Here is a 25,815-nt window from a genome sequence, read left to right on the forward strand (position 1 = left end):
AGCTCTTCAGTAACAAATTCAATCTTTTCTGTTGATTAAGCTTGTGATGCTTTTAGTTCAGCAACTTTAGCTTCAGAGATTGGTTTAGTGATGATTGCTAGAACAATACACACTGCCATCATAACTGCAGAGATTGTGTAAGCTAGGCCGTAACCTTCGCCGTTTGACATTGAGAAGCCAACAACTGCTGCACCGATAGCGCCGCCGATACCCCATGCCGTGTAAAGCACGCCGTAGTTAGTACCGTAGTTTTTCAGGCCGTAGAACTCAGCAGTTAGTGTTGGGAATACTGCTAGAAGCGTACCGTAACCAACCGCTGCGATAGCCGTACCAATGATTAGCGTGAATTCAGAGTTGAACGTAGCGAATAGAGCCATGTTCGCGCCTTGAAGGATGAACGCTAGAAGTAGAGTACGTACGCCACCGATTTTATCTGCAAGCATACCCGCAGCAACACGGCCGCCTGAGTTGAATACTGCAAGGATAGACGCTAGGTAAACTGCGTTTGGCAGGTTAGCTTGAACGCTAGCAATTGTAGTGATGTTACCGATGATCATTAGACCAACAGATGCAGCGAATGCGTACATGATCCATAGAGAGTAGAACTGAGGAGTCTTCAGCATTACTTTCCAAGTTAGGTCTTCAGTCTTCTTAACCGCTTTAGGAGCTTGGCCTGCTTTTACTTTAGGCTCAGCTGGCGTGTAATCCGCTGGTGGGTTGTTGATTGTTGCTGCTAGAGGTACTGCGATTGCAAGTACACCAACACCAAGAATCATAAAGCTAGTTTGGATACCCATGCTGTCGATTAGCGCAGAAGTTACTGGTGCTAGGTAAATAGCCGCAAGACCGAAGCCTGCTGCGATAAGACCGTTAACCATACCTTTCTTAGAAGAGTGGAACCACTTCATTGCTGATGGAGACAGACATGCGTAACCGAAGCCGATACCTGCACCTGTTATAATACCGAACGTGATGTTCAGCATCATAGGCGTTGTAGCGAAACCAGAAGCAATCATACCTAGGCCTGTAAGCGCTGTACCTAGGATAAGGATCTTACGTGGACCCATACGGTCTTGTAGGATGCCCGCAACAAGAAGACAAACAGAGAATGTGATAGTTGCAATAGCGTAAGGTGAAGATGCTTCAGCAGCACTCCAACCAGCTTCAGTTACTAGCGCTTTGTTAAATACACTCCAAGCATACAGGATGCCAAGACAAAGGTTGATACAGAAGCCTGCTAGCAGGATACGTGTTGCTTTATCAATCTTGCTCATTTTTATTCTCAGTTTTGTCATCGGTTAGTGGAGAGCCACTTAACTAAAGACGGGTTATTGTGATTGTTTCTTCAAAATTAGTTTGCGTTTATCAACAGATAGCGCAAAAGAGCGCGGATTATAACCAATTAAAATGTGATTGGAATCTCTTTTTCCATTTTTGGTAAATTAAATTCAATTTGTTAATAAGTTGTTTTTCATTGGTTTTTGAAATGTTTTTAACACCTCTCTATTTTGTTCTTTTTCGCTCTGTCTTCTTATTATTTCAGGGATTTTGAGGTGATGGTTTTTGAATAGACGCGTATTGCGTGCGGATATCACAGAGTTACAAATAATTTTAATTAATTTCCAAGGTTAAATTTGTGTAACAAAATAAATCGTAACAGCGCTTTGTTCATATGAGACAAGGAGTAACGGAGTTTTATTAAAAACAGAATGTTAAGCAATTGTTAAGGGTGATTTTTGTTAGTACTTTTGCTTACATTTTGTTCGATTGGAGGGGTTGTGTTGTCCGTAAAAAGTGGGAAAATAGCATGCAAACTGAGATTCCAAATTTGAAAGGATGCGTTTCCAACTTATGGTGAGGCGAGTATTATGAAACTGTTTTTAATTTTATTGATGTCAATTTCTGGTGGTGTAGCGGCAGCTGACCATATTCACTCTTTCCTATTCGGCTTCTATGTTGCGGCTCTAGCAGTTGGTAGTTGCTACTGGCTTGCATTCCGCAGTACGCGTTTCCCACAGTTGGCATTAGTGCTATTGATGTGTGGCTTTTTTGCGAAAATTGCAGTGACTGTTATCGGTGTTTCTTGGGGTATCTCGAACGATATCATTCAATCGCCGTTCATTTTCTCATTGTCATACCTGTTCTTCTTAGTGGTTGTGTCTTACGTTTGGTTTGCATACCGCGATAAATTGACGCTAAAACAACGCGCTAAGAAGGTAGAAGAGTCTCGCAAGCAAGCGGCAGCATAATTCGATTTGATTCTTAAAAAGCCTTCTTCGGAAGGCTTTTTTGATCCTGCCTACCTGAACTCTATTATTTGGTTATGACGGCAGATAAAAGAAACCCCAGTATGGTGACATACTGGGGTTACTTGTTATGTATCTATTATCTAGCAGTTACCATCTACCAAAGACTACTCTGAAGGTGTGTTATTTCTTCATCATCTTAGCGAGATCGGCGAACGGGTTGTGTGTCGCTGACTGATGATCATCTAAACTCGCTTTTGCATCCACACCATAACGCTCATGGTCAGTGTATTTTGAATGCTCATGATCGTGACAGTACAGGCACAGTAGCTCCCAGTTGCTGCCATCTTCAGGGTTGTTTGTATGGTCGTGATCCACGTGGTGAACGGTAAGCTCTCGGAGGTTTGAGTAAACAAATTCGCGCGCACATTTACCACAAACCCAAGGGTACAGTTTTAGTGCTTTTTCGCGGTAGCCTTTCTCTTGGCGAGCATACGCTGCACTCGAACCTGTGAAATCAGAAGACATTGCCAAATCCTTATCAATTGTAATATCCCGATTTTATCACAGCTTTCTTGAAGCTGTCGGTATGTCGTTCGTAAAATCATTGCTAAATGATGCAGTGGACTTATCGATATTAGATTGAAGTTTGAATACAGACTTACCTTCTACACACTAACGCTTAAGCGGGTTATGTCTTTCTGGAATAAGCCATGCTTAACAGTTTGAAAATAAATCGTATTCAGGGGTTTTAACCGCAGGCATGTGACCTAATATCAGTTTGTGAGACCCTATATTAATAAGGAAATATCATGTCAGAACAATACACTCCGCCAAAAGTTTGGGTTAACGATACTGCTGGTGGTAACAAGTGGGCAAACATCAATAGTCCTGAATCTGGAGCTCGCTTTGATAAAGAGCTTCCTGTTGGTGACCATGCTTTTCAATTGTATTCTCTTGGCACACCTAACGGTCAAAAAGTCACTATCTTGCTGGAAGAGTTGTTAGCGGCGGGTGTTAAAGAAGCTGAATATGATGCGTACTTGATCAACATTGGTGAGGCTGATCAGTTCTCTTCTGGCTTTGTTGGCGTGAATCCAAACTCCAAAATACCAGCACTTGTCGACAAGTCTGGTGACGAAGACGTGAATGTATTCGAATCGGCATCTATCTTGATGCATCTAGCAGAAAAATTTGGTCACTTCTTACCAAAAAAAGGGGCAGCAAGAACACAAACCATTAACTGGTTGTTCTGGGCACAAGGTTCTGCGCCATTCCTAGGTGGTGGTTTTGGTCACTTCTACGCTTACGCGGATGAAAAGCAAGAGTACCCAATTAACCGCTTCGCAATGGAAGCTAAGCGTCAACTAGATGTGTTAGACAAACAGCTCGCAAATAACACATTTGTGGCGGGTGACGAGTTAAGCATCGCTGATATCGCGATTTGGCCTTGGTACGGTAACTTAGTACTTGGCAAAATTTACGACGCAGCCGAATTTCTACAAGTTGAGTCTTACACCAACGTTGTGCGCTGGGCGAAGCAGCTAGAAGCGCGTGAAGGTTTCCAACGCGGCCGAGTGGTTAATCGTTCATTTGGCGAAGAGTGGGAGCAAGTACCAGAGCGCCATTCTGCAGAAGACATTGACCGAGTTTTAAAGCTTAAGCCTTAGTTCTTTTTTGAACGTGTTTTTGGCAGATATACCCTATCGGTCTTAATGTTAATGGCTAATTGAAACGCCATATCTCAATCGAGATATGGCGTTTTTCCGTTTTAAGGTAGGGAGAGGTTTTGTAATTGGAATGAGAGTCTCAATTATCATTTTGTTTTTCTTATTCAATCGCTTATGAGTAATGGTCTTTGTGGTTAAGACAAAAAACAATAGTCATCGAGGTGGAGTAAATCTATAAGATAACGGTCCACTTTAAATTACGACTAACTTCGCTCAATGAAAAAAAACTTAATTGCGTTGGCTATCATATCCACGGCTCTTTCCGGGTGTAATCACGATTCACTAAGCTATAGTGACGGCCCTGATACGGTTCCTCCAACAGATATTGTACCACCAACGGACATTCTTCCTCCGACAGATATTGTTCCACCAACGGATATTCTTCCGCCAACAGATATTATCCCCCCAACAACTTACATAGGTTCACTGTTGTCGAGTGGGGCGTTTGTGTCTGGAGATGTGTACTGTGACGGCATTCATCTTGAAAACGGAACGTTCAGTGTTAAACAAGGCGTGAGTTTTAGTTGTACCTTGGGTCACCTTACTTTAGGTGATTTCACTGCTCCTTTCCCTGAAGTTACAGAAAGCACGATTTCAAATGATGCGCTTCATGCGGCATTTGAGTTGACAGAATTACATGGAGACAACGTTACTAAGGTACTCGAATCAATTGATGTTTGTGAGACTGAAAGTGCTATCTGTTTAAAAGAACTGGATGCTTTTGATATTGAAGGTGTGTTCTCGCAACTTGATGATCAAGATGCTGTCGATGCGTACTTTTCATCGAAAGAAGAAGAGTCTACAGATGAAGTAGGTAAGGCTCCTAGTTCACACGTAGACACAACAGTTGTTCCTGCGGTTGACCCTAATGCGGACAATAACCTTAACGCTGGTTTTGTTTCTGCAGACGCAGAGTCTACCTATGCTTATAAGCCAAGTGTTGAAGGTAAGGTGTTAACTCGCAGTAAGCTTACAGACGCTAATGGTAAAGCGATTTCTGGGATCAGTTTCTTTTCGGCTAACGCGACGGGCGTGACGGATGAAGAGGGAATCTTTGAGTACCTGTGGGGCGACAGAATCGTTTTTGGTATTGATACGTTTGAGTTTGGCTCCATTACGGGTAATCAGATTGCTTATAAATTGTCTGATGTGACCAATAATGTGGTTGAGAAAGCGAATATCCAGTCATTACTAGAGCGCTACGCGCTTGATCATGTAAGTCATTATGAGATATCTGAAGAAGTCCAAGGTACCTTTTCAAAGTACCCTAACGTTATAAATGAACTGATCAACCTAACTCTGCCAAATGGGGGATTAATAGAGGGTACAGACTTTGAACTTCCTAATGAGTTTGTTGGTCAGTTTAGCCAAGGGTTAACGGCAGTAATCGATGAGCAGCTGCGCCAAACGCCTCAGTTTATGGATTATGTTCGTCAACCTGCCGTTTTATCAATGGATTCTGGTCAGTATGTTACGGAGTCTCTGCAGCAAATCTTCCACAACGTCACCACATTCCATGTTTTCAATGACAATGGTAGTTTTTACGGTGCGACGGGGTATACCCGTGGTATGCGAGCTCTGAACATATCGAACAGAGCATTCCCTGTGATGATGCCAAGAACTGATAAAAACCGTCAGCTTTATTTTGGTGAGAAGCAGGCTTGGACTCGTGAAGGCAAACCTTACATCGCACAACACCCAAGTATCTCGATGCCTCCGATTCCTTTAGTCTCTGAAGACAACGCGACTTATGGTTTCCCATTCGTTACTGCAGGCGAGATAGGCAAAGGTAAGGTCGTGTTCATGGGCAATGGCTTATATCCAAGTATTCTGTCATGCCCAGAGAATTATTGGGCTAATCGCACATTACATATCGACAGCAACAAACAACAGTGCACTGTTTCGAAGTTTGAAAACCTACTACATGATGACCAAGGCAGCATGAGGTTGTTTTTCTCGAACTTGTTTGAGTGGTTCAATAATGGTTTGCCTATTGCTGGGATGAATGCAGTGACCAATATTGACCAAGCCTATTCGGCTTATCACCACTCCACAATGGGTAAGCAGTACACGTTTTTTGTTAGTCCTCAGTATGGTTTTGCGTCAGTAGAAAAGCGTGGTTCAGGTGACTTTGATGATTTGGATGCGAGTAATACGCCGATTTTGATCCTTCAGGCATATCCCCCTAAGTTGGTTCAAGATGGCATGACTAACCAGTTTGTTGCTGACTTGGATAACCCGAACTTAAACCAAGACGATATTACGGCTCTTATTAACTATGTTAATGACGGTGGCAATATCTTGTTTATGGATGCGATTCAAACGACTAATCCTGAACCTGTTGGACGCTTGGCAGATGCCGTAGGTGTATCTCTTGGTGGTGAAAACGTTACCCCGACAAACCAAGCTTTCTGCGGTAGCTCTTATTACTGCCAAGCACCTTATCCTAATCTTCACGTGAAGAGTCAAAAGGAAATGGTGGTTCTTGAGCGTTTTCAAGATAACCAAGGAGAGCCTCCATTCACGGTAAATCAAGATGGTACGGTTGAGTGGATCAAAGATGAGTCCAAGATTAAGTTTGAGATCCCGACTTATGAGGTTACTAAGTTAGACGCTGAAGGGAAGCCAGTGCTTGATGCGTCTGGTGTAACAGTAATGGAGAAAAAATCCGCACGTATCTTTGTTGAATCGGCAGAAGAGCGTGAAGCGGCGATCAAAGAACTGCAATCTGCATTTGTTGGAACTGATCTTTGTACAAACGATTATGAATATGAATTTAACTGTATTGAGACTCGTTCTGGAGACGGTGTTACTGTTCGTGGTGCTTATCATCGCGCAGACTTTGATCGCTATGAAGTAAGTGAAGCTGTTGTTGGTAGCATGGTTAAAGCGGCGAACTTGGGCACTAACTTTACGGCGCTTTATGAGCATGAAATTTACTATAGAACAAAAGGTACTCAAGGTAAGCGTCTGTCTAACAGCGAATTGAATCAAGCGTTTGATAACCTGTCTGTTTGGATGTGGAATGACAACGCATACCATTTTGAAACAGAAATACAAGATGAGTTGGGGTTCAAGCAGGCTGTTCAGTTCCTTAACTGTTATACCGAAGACTTACATCAAACAGACACAATGGATGCACAGTGTCCTGTTGACCTAAAAGCGTCGTTAGTCGCTAATGGAATGATTCATGGCGAAGGTGAGTTATCTGGGCAGTTGAATCCTAGCTATCCATTAAATTACATGGAGAAACCTCTGACTCGTATTATGTTGGGGCGCTCATTCTGGGATCATGAAATCGTTGTTGATACCACAATGTATCCGGGTCGAACTTCGGGGGCATCTTCGTCAAGTACGGTAATGGTTCAGACCAACGGTAAAGCGGTGACGTATTCGGCAGGAAACAATCAATCGACAGGTCTGTGGGCACCTCAATTACAAGAAGTAACCATTCAAGATGGCGTGGCAGCTACGATTACTGTGATGATCGCGGATGATCTTACAGGTAAGCCGAATCACGAAACGAGTTTGAAACGCCCTCCACGTATGCAAACCAGCTTTGACTACAATGGTTCGAGCTTAACTTTCAAGGTTCCGTATGGTGGCCTTATTTACATTCAACCGAAAGTAAAAGAGCTTGGTGAAGTCTCGTTTAGCATTGATGGCGCGTTAAAAGCGGCTTGGTGGAAAGAGGGACAGTGGATTAACACTATTCAATCGGCAGACGCACCAATTGCAGAAATCGATACGGGTTCATTTATTTACACTACACCAATCAGGAATCTAGAATCCGCTGATTTGAACCAATTCGCAACAGATATGAATCGATTCGCTGAAGCGGCAAGTGACTTCTACGGGCGTGATGAGAAACAAAGCACTGGTTTACACCGTAGGTTCACTTATCCAGAACTGAATGCGTTCCGCCATCGTTTTGTGAATGACGTGCAGATTTCGATTGGCGCTGCTCACTCTGGCTACCCAGTGATGAATTCAAGCTTTAACGCAAATCGGACATACATTCCAACCAACCCTGTGAACGATTGGTTGTTGTGGCATGAAGTTGGTCACAACTTAGCATCAGCTCCTTTCCTTGCGGCTGGTAGTACAGAAGTGACCAATAACCTTCTTGCGTTGTATATGCAGGAGTTAGAGGGGCGCAATGCAAACCCTGAAATGGATCGTATTAAATCGGATATTAAGAAAGCACCTAAATGGCTAGAGCTTAATAATGAACATGCGTGGTCACATGGTGATGCAGGTTTACGATTAGTTATGTTTGGTCAGCTAAAAATCTGGGCAAAATCGAACTTTGCAATTGATGATTGGTATACACGCGGCGCAAGCCAATCTGATGTGTATGGTGAAGATGAAGGCTGGAACATGTTCAAACTTATGCACCGTAAAGCTCGAGGTGATAGAGAAGGCGACTCGAATACGAACTATTGTAGTGCTAGCGATACTGGGCTTTCTGGTGGAGACCTAATGATGGTGTGCGCTTCTTATGTTTCAAACTATGACTTAAGTGACTTCTTTGAAGTTTGGAACGTGGGCGAAACGTCCATGACTAATGCTGATGGCACGAAGTCTTATAGTGGCGGAATTAGCTCTAAAGGTCTTAGTGCGGTTGAACAATTAAAACTAGAGAAACCAAACAACAGTCCTTTGAATGTTGATTCAATTTACTAACGCTAATTATTGCTAAAGCATTTTATAGCTTAAAAACAAACGCCACACTGAAACTACGTGTGGCGTTTTTGTTGGAATGCTCTAGAAATTTCAGCTAGATCAGTCTTCTACATGATGTTTAATACTTCGGCTGCCATTGGTTGACTGTCCTTGCTAGAGAAAGCAGGTTAAACTGTTCGCATCATAATTCTAAAGGATGGTGCCATGTACCACGGTCATATCTATTTCCCTCTGCGATTTGCAGAGCAAGCAGAAACACTGCGTCAGAAAATTTTAGCGGAACGTAAAGATGTATTAGAGGTTTTCCCATTAATACAGCGTTTGGTTGGTCCACATAAGATGCCAATGTTTGAGATTCACTTTGCGAACAAAGAGTCGGGCATTGTTGAATGGCTTGAGCAAGAACGCGGTGATATGTCGGTGCTTATTCACCCCGTAACTGGCGGTGAAGAAACTTTGGATCACACAGTACGAGCGATCTGGCTTGGTCGTGAATTGGGTGTCTTTGAAGAAACGCTTACTAGCTAATCAAATATACCAATATTGCACTTAACTCATTCCGACCGGAAAATACATGAACAATAAAAAGGCTCCTCAAATGAGGAGCCTTTGTTTTAAGAAGCCGTTTTACCAAGAAACCGGTTATCAAGAGCCTCTGGTTATCGGGCTGAACCGTTAACCAGATTCGGGGGATTAAGCCTCTGCTGTTGCCTTAGAATCGCTCATCTTTTTAAGAGCTGCGTAACCAAAACCTGTTACTGCCGTACCTGCTGCAATCGCCACTAGGTACATCAGTACTGGAGAGATAGCGCCAGGAATCAGTAGTACGAATAGACCGCCGTGTGGAGCCATTAGCTGTGCACCAAACATCATTGATAGAGCACCTGTTAGTGCACCACCTGCCATACAAGCTGGGATAACACGCATTGGATCTTTCGCTGCGAATGGGATTGCACCTTCAGAGATGAAACATAGGCCAAGAACGAATGATGCTTTACCTGCTTCACGCTCGCCTGCTTCAAACTTGTCTTTCACTAGGAAAGTCGCAAGGCCCATACCTAGAGCTGGAACCATACCTGCTGCCATGATTGCTGCCATTGGTGCGTAAGTTTGCGAAGCCAATAGACCAACACCGAATGTGTAAGCTGCTTTGTTTACTGGACCACCAAGGTCGAAACACATCATTGCGCCTAGAATCACACCCAGAAGAATCGCATTAGACGTTCCCATGTTGTTTAGGAAAGTTGTCATTGCGCTCATCACGCCAGAAACAGGGCCACCCACGATGTAAACCATCACAAGACCAGTGAACAAACTCGCGATAAACGGAATGATCAGGATTGGCTTGAGGGCTTCCATGGATTGTGGAAGTTGGACCTTGTCGGCAATGAATTTCGCTGCGTAACCGGCAATGAAACCTGCTGCGATACCACCTAGGAAACCTGCACCCGTTGAGCTAGCCAGCATACCGCCGATTAGACCTGGAGCTAGACCCGGACGGTCAGCAATTGAGAATGCAATGAAACCAGCAAGAACAGGAATCATCAGTGCGAATGCAGAACCACCACCGATAGTCATCAGTGCTGCAGCCAGTGTGCCTTCTTCTTTAAACGCTTCGATACCGAATACGAAAGAGAGTGCGATGATCAAACCGCCCGCAACCACTACTGGAAGCATGTGAGAAACACCTGTCATTAGGTGCTTGTATACGCCTTTCTTCTCGTCAGCAGGCGCTGAATTTGAAGATGCTGTGTGTTGGTATGGTTTAGCTTCTGCGAATGCTTTTTCCATCTCTTGCTTTGTTTTCTTCAAAGCAGGGCTTGTCGTTGTTTTGTATAGCGCTTTGCCGTTAAAACGATCCAGAGGAACGTCGATATCTGCTGCGATGATAACCAGATCAGCGTCTGCGATTTCTTGGTCTGTCAGTTGGTTTTTCGCACCTACAGAGCCGCGAGTTTCCACTTTGATTTGGTGACCTAGGCGTTTGCCTTCTGCTTCAAGCGCTTCAGCTGCCATAAAGGTGTGTGCAACACCCGTTGGGCAAGCGGTAATCGCTACGATTTTTTTGCTACCTGTAGCAGGTGACGTACCAGTCACTTCAACAGTGCTTTCAGCTTGAGAAGCGTCTAATACCGTTGCTTCTACTACCGCTTTCTCTAGGAATGCTTTTGCATCAGCTGTGCATTCAGAGATTGCCGCTTGGTACACTTTCTTACCAACAAAACGTGCTTTATCAACATTTTTGTTAGCTGCGATAACCACAACGTCGCTGCTGTCGATAGCGTCTTGCGATACAGTTGAGTCAGGTAACACGCTTGATTGACATTCAATAGCGGCGTTCCAACCCAGTGCTTTTGTCGCTTGCTCTAACAAGCCTGCTGCGATGATGCTGTTTGCTACGCCACTAGGGCAAGCTGTGATAATGGTAATATTCATAATAAACCTTTTGTCCTATTTGCTTGTGTCTAACTGGCTAGTTGGAGCACTAAGCGACTGTAATTGGATATTTTGTAGTACTGAATCCAGCTCTTGTTGGCTGGTGATGCCCACGCCTACCTGTGAAACTGCTAGAGCAGATAGGGCGGTTGCGAATTTAATAAGTTCTGGTTTTGGCATCTGTTGCATGTGACCCCAACATAGGCCAGCAACTAAGGTGTCGCCTGCACCTACTGTGCTTACTACTTGCATGCGCGGTGGTTGAGCATGTAACCATTCACCTTGGTTAAGCCACATCACGCCTTCAGCGCCAAGTGATACCACGATGTTCTCAATACCTTTTTCACTTAGGGCTTGGCCCGCGTGTTGGCATTGGTCACGAGTTGTCAGTTCGGCATTGAACAGCTGAGACAGCTCTTCATCGTTTGGTTTGATCAACCATGGTTGTGCATTGATACCGGCTTTAAGTGCGTCACGGCTGCTGTCGAAAAGAACCTTTTTGCCTAGGTCACGTAAGCGTTGTACCCAAGAAGCGCACAGCTCTGGTGATACGCCTTGCGGCAAGCTGCCAGCAATCACGAAATAATCGTGTGTTTCAGCCAGTTCTAGCAAGGTTTCTTCAAACGCTTTAATCGCGTCAGCATTAACAGGAACACCAGGGAAGTTGATGTCGCTTACTTGGCCAGAGTTCTCTACCAGTTTCACGTTGATGCGAGTTGCGCCATCAACACGGATGAAACGGTCTGTTGCGCTCATTTGTTCGAACAGTTGGCAGAAGGCCTCTTCGTTATTGCGACCAAGGAAACCTGTTACGGTCACTTTCGCGCCAAGCTCTGAAAGAATTTTTGCTACGTTTACGCCTTTGCCCGCTGCATGCAGAGAGCCTTTGTTTACTAGGCTAACTGAACCTACATTTAGTGCGTCGATAGCGCCTGTCAGGTCTAGAGCAGGGTTAAGCGTTACAGTAACGGCTTTGATTTGTTTATCAGACATATCGACTCCTTAACCTTCGCCAAGGCCTGAAGCGATAGCTTTACCAATCGATTCAAGTGCTTGTGCTGCGTCATCACCTTCAGCAACAAACTGAAGTTGGTGGCCGTGTTTAACGCCAAGTGCGATGACTTTCATCAAGCTCTTCGCGTTCACTTCTTTTCCGTCGCCATCTAGGTTTGAAACGCGGATTGTTGATTCGAATTTCTTCGCTTCAGCGACTAGCATTGCACCCGGACGAGCGTGTAGGCCGTGTGCGTTTTTGATTTTGAATACTGCGCAGTTGTCGTCGTCTTGAGAAGCTGTAGAAACCGCTTCACCTTTTAGAAGGCCAATTACTTGCGCTGCGTCAGCGGTTAACAGTTGTTGCTGTTTACCTTCGAAAACCATCTTGCTTAGGTTTGCTAGAATAGATTGGTGTGCGCTGTTGCAAGCTGCGAATGCTACCAATGCTTTCACTGGTGTGCCTTCGTATTCACAATGGTTCGCTGTTGAAACGAAAGATACGCCAGTGCGTGTTACGCCTTTATCGCTGCCCAACAACCACAGGCCTTGGCCTAGGTGAGTCGGTGTTTTTGTTACTAGGTCAGCAACGAATGCGTTGTCTGTGCAACCTGTGTTTTTAAGTAGGCCGCCCGCAACTGCAGACATTTGAATCATGTCGCTCGCAGGGAACAGTAGTTGAACCAAAGAAGCGTCTAGGTCGGCTTCTAGCTGAACTTCACCGTTAAGTAGGGCGATGATTTCGTCTTCTGATTTCGCTTGCTTTAATTTATCTTCAACACCGTCAGCCGCCAGAACTTTGGTCAGCTGCTTAAGAATGCCTAAGTGCTCGTCTGATTTAGCTGCAATACCAATCGCAACGTAAACACGGTTGCCGTCTGCCCAATCAATACCTTCAGGGAAGTGGTGTACTGCAACGCCTGTCTCTTTCACTAGGCCACGAGTATCCGTCGTTCCGTGAGGAATCGCGATGCCGTTACCTAGGAACGTAGAGTTCTGGTTTTCACGGTTCAGCATTCCTTCAACGTAACCAGAGTCAACTAAACCTTTAGCTGTCAGGTCGCCAGCAATGTTCTGGATTGCTTTGAATTTGTCTTCGGCAGTTTGGCCTAGAGTGATGTCAGATTTTGATAATTTAAGCATGGTGCCTCTTTAGCGTATCGCTTGAGAATTTGTGTATCGCTACGATTCAGTCTAGAGCAAGATTTATGGAGCTTGGCTCGTTGCTTAACTCTTTGTTTTACATTAGCTGAATCGGTTCAGTATTCAGTGTAAAAAAATTCAGCAAAGCCGATTTTGGTTTTCAAAATAGTTTTGCTGCGTGTCGTAATTCCAGTTTCGTTAACAACAAGAAGCTGAATCACGACAAATGACGCTCAATCCATTCAAAAGGATGATTGAAGTCACTTTTCAGATTTTGCTGAATCCTTTCAGCTTTTATACTGAATCGATTCAGCATATAATTCAACTAATCCAAGGATCAGAAGATTGGTTATATGATCCTACGCACAAAATACAGGTCACCCATATGACACTAGATGAGATTGCCAAACTAGCCGGTGTGTCGAAAACGACAGCCAGCTATGTTATTAATGGCAAGGCGCAGAAATACAGAATCAGTGAAAAGACTCAGCAGAAAGTAATGGCAGTCGTGGAAGAGTATAACTACCGACCAGACCATGCTGCTTCGTCGTTGCGCGCTGGTAATAGCCGTTCATTTGGTTTGATTATTCCTGACTTGGAAAACAGCAGTTACGCGCGTTTAGCAAAATTGATAGAGCAGAACTCACGTAAAGTGGGTTATCAAATTTTGATTGGTTGCTCAGATGATGACGCTGAAACCGAACGTAAAGTTGCGGAAGCGCTTGTTAGCCGTCGTATCGATGCCTTGCTGGTGGCGAGCTCTATGCCAGACGCCAATGAGTTCTACTTGAAACTGCAAAACTCAGGCACACCAGTCATCGCGATTGACCGTCCGTTAGACGATGAACATTTTGCCTGCGTGATCAGTGAAGACTTCGAAGCGGCATTTGAACTGACGCACTCGATTCTTGATGACAGCATTCATAGTGTTGGTTTGATTGGTGCACTGCCTGATCTGAACATTTCACGTGAACGTCAGTTGGGTTTTGAAGCGGCGAATAAAGCACATACTCAACAAACAGGGCTAACCGAAAACAAGCCGACGGTTTTGGGTTATGGTGAGCACTTTGATAGAGAATCAGGGCGTGAGATTTTTGAGGGTTGGATTGCCAAAGGCACAGTGCCCGATGCCATTGTCACTATGTCTTATACCTTACTAGAAGGTGTGTTGGATGTGATGGTTGAAAAGCCAGAACTGATCAGCCAAGTAAAGCTGGCAACCTTTGGTGATAATCGTTTATTGGATTTCTTACCTTTTAAAGTCCACTCACTGCCACAGCAATTCGAAGTGATTGCAGACAGCGCCTTTGCTTTGGCTTTAAACGCGTCTGCTAAACGTTACCAAGCGGGTATTGAGCTAGTGCCAAGAAGCTTAGTAAAACGAGGCTAGCTCGAATTTTACGCTTGGCTAGAAGCCTCGCGTTTAGCTCGAACTTGGTTTTAACTCGAACCTGCAATTAACTAGAACTCAGCAATAAGCCCATTTCTACAATGGCAACAATGCCGAGCAACAAAGCCAACACTTTCCAAAACTGGATCGGGTTTCGGTTTATCAAAGGTTGCTTGGCTTTGCTTTTGACCAAGCTTTGGTTTGGTGTGTAAAGATCTGCCACAAAATCCCCTAACACTTGATGACGTTCGCTTGGTGATTCCGCGCAGGCTTTTTGTAACACCAAATCTACCCAACTTGGCAAGTCAGCTCGTTTCTGTGTGATGGGTTGGTATTCCCACTGATGATGACGAGATTGCTTAAGCGATTGTGCAGTCATTTCAGAGTAGGGCAATCCACCGGTTAGCATCTCATAGCCGATCACAGCGATAGAGAACAGATCCGAGCTTGTGGTGGCCGTGTTGTGCTTGATGGTCTCTGGCGCTATGTAATTGACCGCGCCTAATGGTGTGTCGTCTTTGTCGGTGAGCTCTCCCTCTTCAAGGCCTCTCACTAATACCGCACCAAGGTCGATGATTTTAACCTCACCATCACGTTGAATCATGATGTTTTCCGGCTTTAAGTCTCGGTGCACCATGTCTGCACGTTGTAATACTCGAATGCCTTGTGTGATCTTTTCTAGTATGTCGCGCACTTCATTGAGTGACGGTTTTGGATTGTCGTACATCCATTGTCTTAGCGTGATGCCTTCTACCCATTCGCAGATTTGATATAAGAATTGCGAGTTCTCTGGCGTCGGGTAAACCTTCATTACTCTCTTGTTTTTTAACAAGATCCCTGCCCATTGTTCATTGAAGAAAGCTCTGAGTTGCGAAGGGCTATCGTGATATTGAACGGAAGGGACTTTCAGCACGAACTCAGTTTGTGTCTCTTTCTGCATCACACGATACACATGGCTTCTTGAACCTGCATACAACACCTCAAGCACCATGAAGTTGTCGATACTTTGGCCGAGCTTTAAAGCGGGTGGGATAGCACGTTTAGCCAGTTTTTCATGGAATTCAATCAGCGAAGGTTTAGGCAGATGGCTGACTTGCACAATCAAGCAGCTCACGTTGTCTGAGCTATTGTGGCTTAAAGCGGTGTTACAGATGGTTTGCGCTGCGTATTCGAAATCCGCTCCGGGTTTATCGATGTGTTCTTTGAAGGTGTTGGGAGATACAAACTCGTGCACGCCATCAGATGTCAGGATAAAGCAGTCGTTTTTCTTGATAGGCAGGGTTTGATAGTCAACGTTGAGTTGGTTGTCCATGCCTAAGGCGCGTGTAAGATAATGCTTCTGTCCCATATTTTTACGGGTGTGGTCGCGGGTCAGTTGGCGTAATTCTCCATCTCTGAGTAAGTAAATGCGGCTGTCGCCAACGTGGAATATATGTGCGGTGTTTGATTTTAATATCACGCTGCTGAACGTCGAAACGAGGGCATTGTGGTTCACTTGTTGTGCGGGATGAATATTAGAAACAGACGTGTTGAAGAGCCAAGAATTGAGGGACGTTAAGACCTTTTGCGCCGAACGTTGAATGCTCCAGCTTTGGGGGGTTGCGTAATAGTCGTCGATAAACTGCATCACGCTGGTGTGACTGGCTTTCTGGCCGTGTTCACTGCAACTTGCCCCGTCTGCTATGCAGGCAACACTGCCTTTCAACTCTTGCTCTGCGCGAGTTTTTGGGTGTTTTACAATGATGGCATCTTGATTTTCATCACGTATGCCTTGATTCGAATAACCACCAAACTTAAGCGTTAACTGGTTGTTGGATTCTGGCGTGATGACTTGCCCTTGGCTGAATGAAATTGTCATAACTGGTCTTCTTCTTAACTGCTCTTCTTCCCGCTTCCTTGACAGAACATCCTAGGAAGAACAAAAGCCCTAGTGAACTTAGAGCCTTTGAACGAAGCACCTAGCATTGATGTATCCGCTAAGGTGCTTCTCCCGATTCAATAATATCAATGCTTCATAGTACAGACCTAGCTTGAAACATTAATCAGCGTGACACTGCCATCGTCGTTTACTTCGGCGATTTGACCGTTAGGCTCTTCCATGAACAGTAGAGTCACAAAGCCAAGTACCGCTGTTGCAGCAATCACTAAGAAGAAGGTTTGGTAGCTCACGAATGACAACACAGTTAGGTAAACTACTGCACCCACGTTACCGTAAGCGCCCGTCATACCTGCAATTTGACCTGTCATACGACGCTTGATTAGAGGAACCGTTGCGAATACCGCACCTTCACCCGCTTGCACGAAGAAAGAACACGCCATCGCCGCAACAACCGCTAGCCATACAGGCCATGTGCTGTCGACTTGACCCATTGCGAAGTAACCCACAGCAAGACCAATCGTTAGAATAAGCAGTGTTGGTTTACGACCGAATTTATCTGAAATCCAACCACCACCTGGGCGAGACATTAGGTTCATAAAGGCATAAGCCGATGCAACCATACCTGCAAGAACCGGTGTTAATTCAAAGGTTTCAGAGAAGAACAGTGGCAGCATAGAAACCACAGCCAGTTCAGAACCAAATGTTGCGAAGTACAATACGTTAAGTACCGCTACTTGCTTGAACTTGTACTGGTGAATCTCAGGCACTTCTTCTTTAAATACGTTCTTGTTTACTTTACAAACTTGCGACACTTCGTACACGTAAAGCGCAGCCAAACCTGCATACACAGAGTAAACCGCCATGTCAGACAGCATGTTGATGTTGCTTGGTGATAGCTTCCATGTCAGTAGCGCTAGTGCGGCATACATCGGGATCTTCATAATAAGTAGGAAGAAAAAGTCACCCTTTGATGTCACTTCCATTGCCGTTACTTGAGCCGGTTTGAAGTAAGTAGAACCTTTTGGTGTATCCGTTACGTTTTTGTAGAACACAAACGAGAACGCTAAACTCATTACGCCAGTAATACCGACCGCATAACGCCAGCCGTCTTCACCACCAAACGCTAAAGCCAGAGTTGGAAGCGTGAATGCTGCCGCTGCTGAACCGAAGTTACCCCAGCCGCCGTAAATACCTTCTGCCGTACCCAGTTCATTGTGTGGGAACCACTCAGACACTAGACGAATACCGACAACGAAGCCTGCACCGATGAAGCCTAATAGGAAACGAGCAATCGCCGCTTGAATAAAAGAGTCTGCCAGAGCAAACATGAAACAAGGGATAGAACAGACCGCGAGTAGCGAAGAGTAAACCAACCTTGGGCCGTATCTATCGGTTAGCATGCCTATTGCGACACGTGCCGGAATGGTCAATGCAACGTTGAGGATCAGGAGGGTTTTGATCTCTTCAGTAGAAAGACCAAGCGTAGTTTTTACCATTTGCAGTAGTGGGGCAAAGTTGAACCACACAACAAAGGTAATGAAAAAGGCCATCCAGCTTAGGTGTAATACCTTCATCTTACCCGTAAATGAAAGCAGCGAAAATTTAGTGTTATCCATGGTTTAAATCCTTTAAATCTGGAAAATTACCCGGTTTGTGCACCTGCGTTACTTCCGAACTTAGAACGCTTTTAATGTGCATAAACCCTGTGCCGAAATTGCGCACGCCAATAAGCGTTTGCATGATGGTGTCGGCGGTTTAGTTAACTGTCGATAGCAAGTGGTGCGAGAACTTGAACTTGTTCTCCTTGCTTGCGAACTTCAAATTTCACGAGCTTGAGCTCAGGCTGTTCAAGACATTCGCCAGTTTCTAAGTGGTAATGCTGCTTGTATAAGGGTGAGGCCACGTAAGGTTCTCCGCTTAATGAACCAATTATACCACGTGACATCACATTCGCCTTGCCGATAGGGTCGTAATTAGAGAGCCCATAAAGCGTGTCGCTGCGCTTGCAGTAAAAAATAGCCACTTGGTTATCGTCTACTTTGGCGCAAATTCCCCCGTTTGGGGTTAGATCGCTGGTGCTGCATACGGTTGTCCAATTTTCCATGACTTTCTCCTAGTCTAAAATTGAGTTTTTATTTTTTTATTGATGAACCTGATGAACCTGATGAAATTTATGAAACCTCAGTCACTTCGATTTGGTCTGCTTTAGCGAGCTTTTCATCGCGTTTTGAATCGGAAGAAGAGCTCAAGCTCGGCTTAGGAAAACGCTGCTCTCGTTCTTTGATGAATGACAGGCTAGTGTCCATTTCTTCGCTGTTGATGTAGTGCTGGAAGCGTTTCATCTTTTCAGGGTTTTCGATGGTGGTTTTCCACTCACACTGGTATTTTTCGATGTTGAGGGCGATATCGGCCTCAAGTTCTTCAGCAACGTTGAGCTTGTCTTCAATCACGACTTGCTTGAGGTATTCGATGCCGCCTTCAAGGTTCTCCATCCATACCGATGTACGCTGTAAGCGGTCTGCGGTACGTGTGTAGAACATCAAAACGCGGTCGATGTATTTAAGGAGTGTGGTTTCATCAAGGTCGGTAGCGAAAAGGTCACCATGGCGAGGGCGCATACCGCCGTTACCACAGATGTAGAGGTTCCAACCTTTGTCGGTGGCGATAATGCCAAAATCTTTTGATTGGGCTTCTGCACATTCACGAGTACAGCCTGAAACCGCAAACTTGATCTTGTGTGGTGAACGCAGGCCTTTGTAGCGGTTCTCAAGTCGAATCGCTAAGCCAACACTGTCGTCGACACCGTATCGACACCAAGTGCTACCTACACACGATTTCACGGTACGAACCGATTTACCGTAGGCGTGGCCAGTTTCAAAACCTGCATCAATCAGCTTTTTCCAGATGATAGGCAGTTCGTTAAGCTGTGCGCCAAACAAGTCGACACGCTGACCGCCCGTGATTTTGGTGTAGAGGTCGAACTCTTTAGCGACTTCACCAAGCACGATCAATTTATCTGGAGTAATTTCACCGCCAGCGATACGCGGAACCACCGAGTAAGTGCCGTCTTTTTGCATGTTGCCAAGGTAGATGTCGTTGGTGTCTTGCAGCTCGATATGTTGATCTTCAAGGATGTAATCGTTCCAGTACGAAGCCAGAATCGAACCGACAGCCGGTTTACACACAGTACAGCCTAATCCGTTGCCGTGAGAATCTAACAGCTCGTCGAAGGTCTTGATTTTGTTGACACGGATGATGTCGGTAAGCTCTTGGCGAGAATAAGCAAAGTGCTCACAGATATCGTTAGAGACTTCTACACCTAGGTTACTTAGCTCGCTATCGAGAACCTGTTTCGCAAGGGCAGAACAACCGCCACAACCTGTTGAAGCATTAGTGGTTTCTTTCAGTGCAGCCATCGTGGTGCAGCCAGCAGAAACCGCCTCTTTAATGTCGCCTTTGGTTACATCAAAACATGAACAGATCACTGCGCTGTCTGGCAGAGCTTCAACACCCATTGCCGAGCCAGAATCATCGGCCACGTTAGGTAAAATCAATACCGATGGGTTTTCAGGAAGGGGCATATCGTTTTGCTTGATTTGCAGTAGCGAACCGTAGGCTTCTGCATCACCGACCAATACGGCACCGACAATCTTTGTGCCGTCTGCCGAGATGATCAGGCGCTTATAAACTTGTTCAATTTCATCGTTGTAGGTATACGATTGAGCGCCTTCCGTCTTGCCGTGTACTTCGCCAATACTGGCCACATCGACGCCAAGCAGTTTGAGTTTGGTGCTCATGTCTGCGCCCGTAAATGCATCGTCAGTACCGTCAGAGACAATATGCGAAGCCGCGATTTTTGCCATCGAATAACCGGGAGCCACTAAGCCGAAGATCTTGTTATCCCAAAGGGCACATTCTCCAATGGCGTAAACGTTGTCGATATTGGTTTGACAGTGATTGTTGATCACAATACCGCCACGCTCGCCAATCTCGACATCAGAGCTTCTTGCTAGCTCATCTTGAGGGCGAATACCGGCAGAGAATACGATCATATCGGTTTCTAAGTGGGTGCCGTCTGCGAAGTTCATGCGGTAGCGAGCGTTTTCTCCGTCGACTATTTCAGAGGTCGCTTTCTCGGTATGAACTTGCACACCAAGGTCTTCAATCTTTCTGCGCAGTAGGGCGCCGCCACCGTCATCTAACTGAACGGCCATCAGGCGTGGAGCAAATTCAACCACATGGGTTTCTAAGCCAAGGTTTTTGACTGCGTTTGCGGCCTCTAAGCCAAGCAGACCACCACCAATCACCACGCCAGATTTGCTGCCTTTGCTTGAAAGCTCGATGGCGTCTAAGTCTTCGATGGTGCGATAAACGTGACAGTGTTCTTGGTCGTTACCGGGAATAGGGGGAACAAAAGGGAAAGAGCCCGTCGCCAAGATTAGCTTGTCGTAACTTTCAACGTGACCACTTTCAGTGATGACTTGTTGATTGGCGGTGTCTAGCTTGGCAACCTTCTGGTTCAACAAGTAGTTCACGCCGTTGCTTTGGTAATACTCTTCACTGGTCAATGACAGGTCATCAGCGCTTTTACCATTAAAGTAAGACGTTAGCTGAACACGGTCGTAGGCCAGCCTTGGCTCTTCACTAAAAGTAATCACATCAAACTCATCACTGTCTGATTGCAGGATGTTGTCGATAAATTTGTGTCCAACCATGCCGTTACCAACAACGACGATTTTCTTCTTGCTCATAATCCATTCCTTATTCTCGGCGTCACCATCACTAGCATCTAATTTCTAGTCGTTAGCAGATGAATACCGGGTTGAGATTCCACTCAATTCATAATCATCAAGAAAAACAAAAATGTTTTTTCTAAGTCTTGGTTTTTAGTGGAGCAAGGAGGATGCCAGATTACGTTTCGTTCATTTAAATAAAAATTAACTTATAATTTTCAGTGGTTTAAAAAATAGAGGTGGCACGCAATTACCCCTAAAGTGGTATGTAAAATTTTTGTTAGATTTATATAAATGAGCGTTTGTGGTGCAACTTTCAGCAAGATGGTGCAAAAATTAAGTTTCTATCTTGGTTAAGTTCTAATTGGTTCATTGCTGATATTTGTGTTTTTATTAAGTTGTTGTTTTTAAATTAAATTACTTACTATTCATCAACTGCTATTAAGTGGCGTGTTATTTGCTTGTTTTCACTTATTACAATTATGGATAATTGAGCGAGAAACGGATGACCGATTCAAACAACGGCTGGATAAAATCGACCTGTGCTTATTGTGGTGTAGGGTGTGGAATAGAAGCGAGACCGACATCGCTAGGAAAACTAGAAGTACGTGGTGATAAAGATCATCCATCAAACTATGGAAAGCTATGTACTAAAGGGATCGCGCTCGGCGACACCGTCACGCCTTTGGGTCGTCTTACACAGCCTGCTTATATTCAGAATGAGCAAAAACAAGAGCTGGATTGGAACAGTGCCACTCAGTTGGTCGCAGACAAATTTAATCAAACCATCGAAGAATTTGGGGCCGATTCGGTTGCGTTCTATGTGTCTGGTCAGCTGCTTACCGAAGACTATTACGTTGCCAATAAACTGATGAAAGGCTTCATTGGTAGTGGCAACATCGACAGTAACTCTAGGCTATGTATGGCTTCAACTGTGGTCGGGCATAAGCGTGCATTTGGCGCAGACACCGTACCGGTATGCTACGAAGATCTCGAGCAAGCCGATCTAGTCGTGATTACAGGCTCTAACCTAGCATGGTGTCACCCGGTACTTTTCCAAAGATTAAGAGCCGCGAAACAAGCCAACCCCGCATTGAAAGTTATCGTCATCGACCCGCGTTATACCGACACTTGTGAAATTGCAGATATTCACTTGGCATTGGAATCTGGCTCAGACGTGGCGCTGTTTAACGGCTTATTGGGCTATCTCGACGATAACGACAAGCTAGATGCAGACTACATAGAAAACCACACTCAAGGCTTTACTGAATCGATTCGATCTGCAACTCAATATCGCTATACCGAATCAGGCTGGGGCGACAAAAGCGTTCCTGAGCTGACAGGGTTAACAGAGCAGCAGCTAAAACAGTTCTACAGTTTGTTTGCATCGAACGAGAAGGTGCTGACCATTTACTCCCAAGGCGTGAACCAATCCACACAAGGGTGCGACAAGGTAAACGCCATTATTAACTGCCATTTAGCCACCGGGAAAATCGGTAAACCGGGCATGGGGCCATTTTCTGTAACGGGCCAGCCGAACGCGATGGGTGGGCGAGAAGTGGGCGGTTTAGCCAATACCTTAGCGGCGCACTTTGAATTTGGTGACCCGCAATCACACCAGACCGTCAGCGAGTTCTGGCAAACCGACAGCTTAGCCACACATGCGGGTTTAAAAGCGATTGACCTGTTTGATGCCATGAATGAAGGCAAAATCAAAGCCGTGTGGATCATGGCAACCAACCCAGTTGTGAGCCTGCCTGACAGCGAAAAAATCAAAGCCGCATTAGAGAAGTGCCCATTTGTGGTGGTATCTGACTGCATTGCCGATACGGAAACCACTCGCTTGGCTGATGTAGTGCTACCCGCGCAAGGGTGGAGTGAGAAATCGGGCACTGTGACCAACTCTGAACGCCGAATCTCACGTCAACGCCGCGTGTTACCAAGCCCAGGGGAAGCCAAACCCGATTGGTGGATATTAAAAGAAGTCGCACAAAAAATGGGATTCAAAGAGCAATTCGATTTCCGCCACGAAGGTGAGATCTTTAAAGAGTATTGCGAGATGACAGCGCTCGGCAATGAAACAGGTAAAGCGCGTGACTTATGCTTGATTGGACTCACGCAACTGGATGAGAAAGGCTATGGCGAACTTACTCCACAGCAATGGCCAGTACTTGAGTATCAACCTGAGATCATCGAACAGCGTATGTTCACCAATGGTGAGTTCTTTACAGAATCTGGCAAAGCGCAGTTTATTGCAGTTGAGCACGACAAACCGATTGCCGATACCAGCCTTGAATTCCCACTTATCATGAACACAGGTCGAATCCGAGACCAATGGCACACCATGAGCCGCACAGGCTTGGCCGCAGGTTTAGGTGAACACACCCCAGAGCCTTTTGTTGCAATGCACCCAGATACGGTTTCAGAACTGAACTTGGATGAGTTCGGGCTAGATGCTTTCAACCACGCGACCATTAATCCAGTGGTGAAAGTGCGCAGCGCACAAGGGGAGTGCCAAGCCCGCTTGGTGGTGACCAAAGAGATGCGCCGTGAACAAGTCTTCATGCCTATCCATTGGAACGCACCGACCGCCAAAGACAGCAAACCGTGTGACTTGATCTTGCCTCATACCGATGCTGCTTCAGGCCAACCAGAGTTTAAACACACACCTGTTGTCGTAGAGCCGTGTGGTTATCGCAGCGAAGCGGCACTGGTCAGTGATAAGGTGATGGATTGCAGCGGCTTTGATTATTGGGTTCGCCAAAGAGTGGAGGGCGGTTTTCTGTATCGCATCTCATCATCTAAGAACCCTATGGAGCTGGTTATTCAGCTTGCTAATACCCTCGATGCCTTGCCAGAACCTGACGCAGAAGCGATTAAATCACTCCATTACCACGGCAATAAATCATTCAAGAACTACGGCTCTGCCAAGCTGGGTCAATCTGGTGTAAAGCAAGCATTCGTGGTGAACAGTAAGCTCGACCATCAAAGCATCGATTGGCTGGTGGAATGCCTAACCCGAGAAGCCGATGAAGAGTTCGAAGCCGAGTTTTTGAGTACTATGGCGAAGTAGTAACTACCTCTAACCTATTAATACCAAGAGTTAAGCGCCGACAATTACGTCGGCGTTTTTGTTTGAAAACACGATATTCAAAGATATGACTATTCATTATCGAGCTGCGGTTTACTCACATATTGGGGAGTTTTCTGCATTTTGCAGAAACTATATGGAAAATTTCTGCTTTTCGTCATGTTTGATACGAAGATAAGTAGGTAAGATAATGTTATTAAATGGGTTATTAGACAGAGCCTGAACTGTTTAGATTACTAGACAGAATTGTTTCAGGGACAAAATGAAGAATTATTCTGTCTAATATAGCTGTTATGGTACATAGGGAAATTATGAGTCAATTTGATATTCTTGAAGCGTTTAAAAAGGAATTATGGGATCTAGAGAATCATTGGTATTTGTTTATAGATCTATATGGACATCAACATAAAGAACGCAGACGTGAAGTTCTTTTTCCGTCACATCCGTTATTATTTGATACCGTTAAGTTGAGGTTACATGATCATGTGCTATTGATTATTTCTAGGTTACTAGACCCTGAAAAAACTAGTGGTAAAGATAATCTAAGCTTGAAAAAACTTGTCTCAACCTACGAACCATTTTCGTCGGAGGCATCAGAAATCATTGAAACTGCACAATCTGATATCTCGGCAAATTTTACAAAAATCAAAATGCATAGAAATAAACGCATTTCGCACAATGATCTGAACAATAAGTTAAACTTCGGTTTGCCAACCGTACCAATAAAAGAAATTGAGTTGATCATTGATAGTTTAGAATTGGTGTTTAACACCATCTCAATCGACAAGAGAAACCGTAGTCATGAGTTCTTTTCTAGAAATCTAGATGACAATTATAAGGCTGGGCACCTATTGGACATCTTGGAGGCGGGGCGAAAAGCTCTTGGTCTAGATGTTCGATGAAATGTACCATACAAAGCGTTTAAGACGGATTCTCAACGCTTGGCATTCTCAGTTTGCTTTGAATTTAGTGTTTACTGCACAATAGTTTAGTAGGGTGGTCTGCGTTGCTCACCACTTAACGCGGCTACATGGATTCCCCCGGTTGTCAAACATCCGCTAAACTTATGTTGATGGGTTTTGGACTGCCGCTCTACATTCGGCCTACTTATCGACGATTCGCATACGTCGTGGCCCTGATGACTTGCGCGACTGCGGTGCCTTATTCGTTAGATGACATCTAGTGTGTCCGCCGCATTAACAGGCTCTCCGCAAGTGGTCTTAACCTATCTCCATCATTAGCGTCTGCAATGACCCGGTGGGTTTAACTCTTTATGCTGCTTAGGTTTCTACTTAAGCAGCATCATAGACAGGATCTTAAGAGCTAACTTGTTTATTTAGATAGAAAAAAGGCTTCATTTATGATCAGATAATCGTCGCCAAACAAACTACCTACATCAATAGTGAAGCCGATGACGATTATCTCCTTACAGAAGCAATTTAAGCAATTCTTTAATGCTGACACCCTCCAAAAAATGGCGAAAAGTAC

Annotated in this window: 16 protein-coding genes; 7 read left to right on the forward strand and 9 right to left on the reverse strand. The window is 44.9% G+C overall.

The genetic code is table 11. The annotated features are described in order from the left end of the window. Positions 1 to 35: 35 nt before the first annotated feature. The gene (locus AB4307_RS00690; RefSeq protein WP_017067032.1) at positions 36 to 1,274 is read right to left on the reverse strand and encodes an L-lactate MFS transporter; all 1,239 of its coding nucleotides are present in this window, start codon (positions 1,272 to 1,274) and stop codon (positions 36 to 38) included. Between the two features lie 594 nt (positions 1,275 to 1,868). Here AB4307_RS00690 and AB4307_RS00695 point away from each other — a divergent pair. Next, entirely contained in the window at positions 1,869 to 2,249 is a 381-nt protein-coding gene (locus tag AB4307_RS00695; RefSeq protein WP_017064770.1) for a hypothetical protein, read from the forward strand. 180 nt (positions 2,250 to 2,429) lie between these two features. Here the strand turns inward: AB4307_RS00695 and AB4307_RS00700 are convergent, their stop codons facing one another. After that, positions 2,430 to 2,774, reverse strand: a complete 345-nt coding sequence (locus tag AB4307_RS00700; protein WP_017060876.1) for a YajD family HNH nuclease — start codon at positions 2,772 to 2,774, stop codon at positions 2,430 to 2,432. A gap of 284 nt (positions 2,775 to 3,058) precedes the next feature. Here AB4307_RS00700 and yghU point away from each other — a divergent pair, with 284 nt between their 5' ends. The 3 genes from yghU to AB4307_RS00715 all read left to right on the forward strand — a co-directional run bounded on the left by yghU (position 3,059) and on the right by AB4307_RS00715 (position 9,190). Further along, positions 3,059 to 3,916: a glutathione-dependent disulfide-bond oxidoreductase gene (yghU, locus tag AB4307_RS00705; protein ID WP_372111645.1), complete on the forward strand. Its 858-nt coding sequence runs from the start codon at positions 3,059 to 3,061 to the stop codon at positions 3,914 to 3,916. A gap of 276 nt (positions 3,917 to 4,192) precedes the next feature. After that, the gene (locus AB4307_RS00710) at positions 4,193 to 8,662 is read left to right on the forward strand and encodes an SslE/AcfD family lipoprotein zinc metalloprotease (RefSeq protein WP_372130782.1); all 4,470 of its coding nucleotides are present in this window, start codon (positions 4,193 to 4,195) and stop codon (positions 8,660 to 8,662) included. 204 nt (positions 8,663 to 8,866) lie between these two features. Continuing rightward, the gene (locus AB4307_RS00715; RefSeq protein WP_017060873.1) at positions 8,867 to 9,190 is read left to right on the forward strand and encodes a DOPA 4,5-dioxygenase family protein; all 324 of its coding nucleotides are present in this window, start codon (positions 8,867 to 8,869) and stop codon (positions 9,188 to 9,190) included. 165 nt (positions 9,191 to 9,355) lie between these two features. On the opposite strand, the gene fruA is transcribed toward AB4307_RS00715, so the two are convergent. The 3 genes from fruA to fruB are packed head-to-tail and all read right to left on the reverse strand — an operon-like array spanning position 9,356 to position 13,234. Beyond that, positions 9,356 to 11,098 (reverse strand): PTS fructose transporter subunit IIBC, encoded by a 1,743-nt coding sequence (gene fruA, locus AB4307_RS00720; RefSeq protein WP_372130784.1) that lies wholly within the window; start codon positions 11,096 to 11,098, stop codon positions 9,356 to 9,358. A gap of 15 nt (positions 11,099 to 11,113) precedes the next feature. Beyond that, the gene (gene pfkB, locus AB4307_RS00725; protein WP_372130785.1) at positions 11,114 to 12,091 is read right to left on the reverse strand and encodes a 1-phosphofructokinase; all 978 of its coding nucleotides are present in this window, start codon (positions 12,089 to 12,091) and stop codon (positions 11,114 to 11,116) included. A gap of 9 nt (positions 12,092 to 12,100) precedes the next feature. Beyond that, positions 12,101 to 13,234, reverse strand: coding sequence for a fused PTS fructose transporter subunit IIA/HPr protein (gene fruB, locus AB4307_RS00730; RefSeq protein ID WP_050633085.1), 1,134 nt, complete (start codon positions 13,232 to 13,234; stop codon positions 12,101 to 12,103). A gap of 385 nt (positions 13,235 to 13,619) precedes the next feature. Between fruB and cra the strand changes: the two genes are divergently transcribed. Further along, positions 13,620 to 14,624 (forward strand): catabolite repressor/activator, encoded by a 1,005-nt coding sequence (cra, locus tag AB4307_RS00735; protein WP_372072850.1) that lies wholly within the window; start codon positions 13,620 to 13,622, stop codon positions 14,622 to 14,624. Positions 14,625 to 14,691: 67 nt separating this feature from the next. Here the strand turns inward: cra and AB4307_RS00740 are convergent, their stop codons facing one another. The 4 genes from AB4307_RS00740 to nirB form a co-directional block, all read right to left on the reverse strand. Further along, complete coding sequence (locus AB4307_RS00740) at positions 14,692 to 16,482, reverse strand: bifunctional protein-serine/threonine kinase/phosphatase (protein WP_372130787.1); 1,791 nt, start codon at positions 16,480 to 16,482, stop codon at positions 14,692 to 14,694. A gap of 167 nt (positions 16,483 to 16,649) precedes the next feature. Next, positions 16,650 to 18,119, reverse strand: coding sequence for a NarK family nitrate/nitrite MFS transporter (locus tag AB4307_RS00745; RefSeq protein WP_372130789.1), 1,470 nt, complete (start codon positions 18,117 to 18,119; stop codon positions 16,650 to 16,652). Between the two features lie 143 nt (positions 18,120 to 18,262). After that, complete coding sequence (nirD, locus tag AB4307_RS00750; RefSeq protein WP_372130791.1) at positions 18,263 to 18,607, reverse strand: nitrite reductase small subunit NirD; 345 nt, start codon at positions 18,605 to 18,607, stop codon at positions 18,263 to 18,265. 67 nt (positions 18,608 to 18,674) lie between these two features. After that, a complete protein-coding gene (nirB, locus tag AB4307_RS00755; protein WP_372130793.1) occupies positions 18,675 to 21,254 on the reverse strand; it encodes a nitrite reductase large subunit NirB in 2,580 nt (859 codons plus the stop codon). Positions 21,255 to 21,726: 472 nt separating this feature from the next. On the opposite strand from nirB, the gene AB4307_RS00760 reads away from it, so the two are divergent. Both AB4307_RS00760 and AB4307_RS00765 read left to right on the forward strand, forming a co-directional pair. Next, complete coding sequence (locus AB4307_RS00760) at positions 21,727 to 24,309, forward strand: molybdopterin oxidoreductase family protein (protein WP_372130794.1); 2,583 nt, start codon at positions 21,727 to 21,729, stop codon at positions 24,307 to 24,309. A 329-nt stretch (positions 24,310 to 24,638) separates the two neighbouring features. Beyond that, positions 24,639 to 25,229 carry an AbiU2 domain-containing protein gene (locus tag AB4307_RS00765; protein ID WP_372130796.1) on the forward strand — a complete coding sequence of 197 codons (591 nt, stop codon included), beginning with the start codon at positions 24,639 to 24,641 and terminating at the stop codon, positions 25,227 to 25,229. The last annotated feature ends 586 nt before the right edge of the window (positions 25,230 to 25,815 follow it).

It is taken from the genome of Vibrio sp. 10N.261.52.C2 (assembly GCF_041471425.1).
GTDB lineage: Bacteria > Pseudomonadota > Gammaproteobacteria > Enterobacterales > Vibrionaceae > Vibrio > Vibrio crassostreae_C.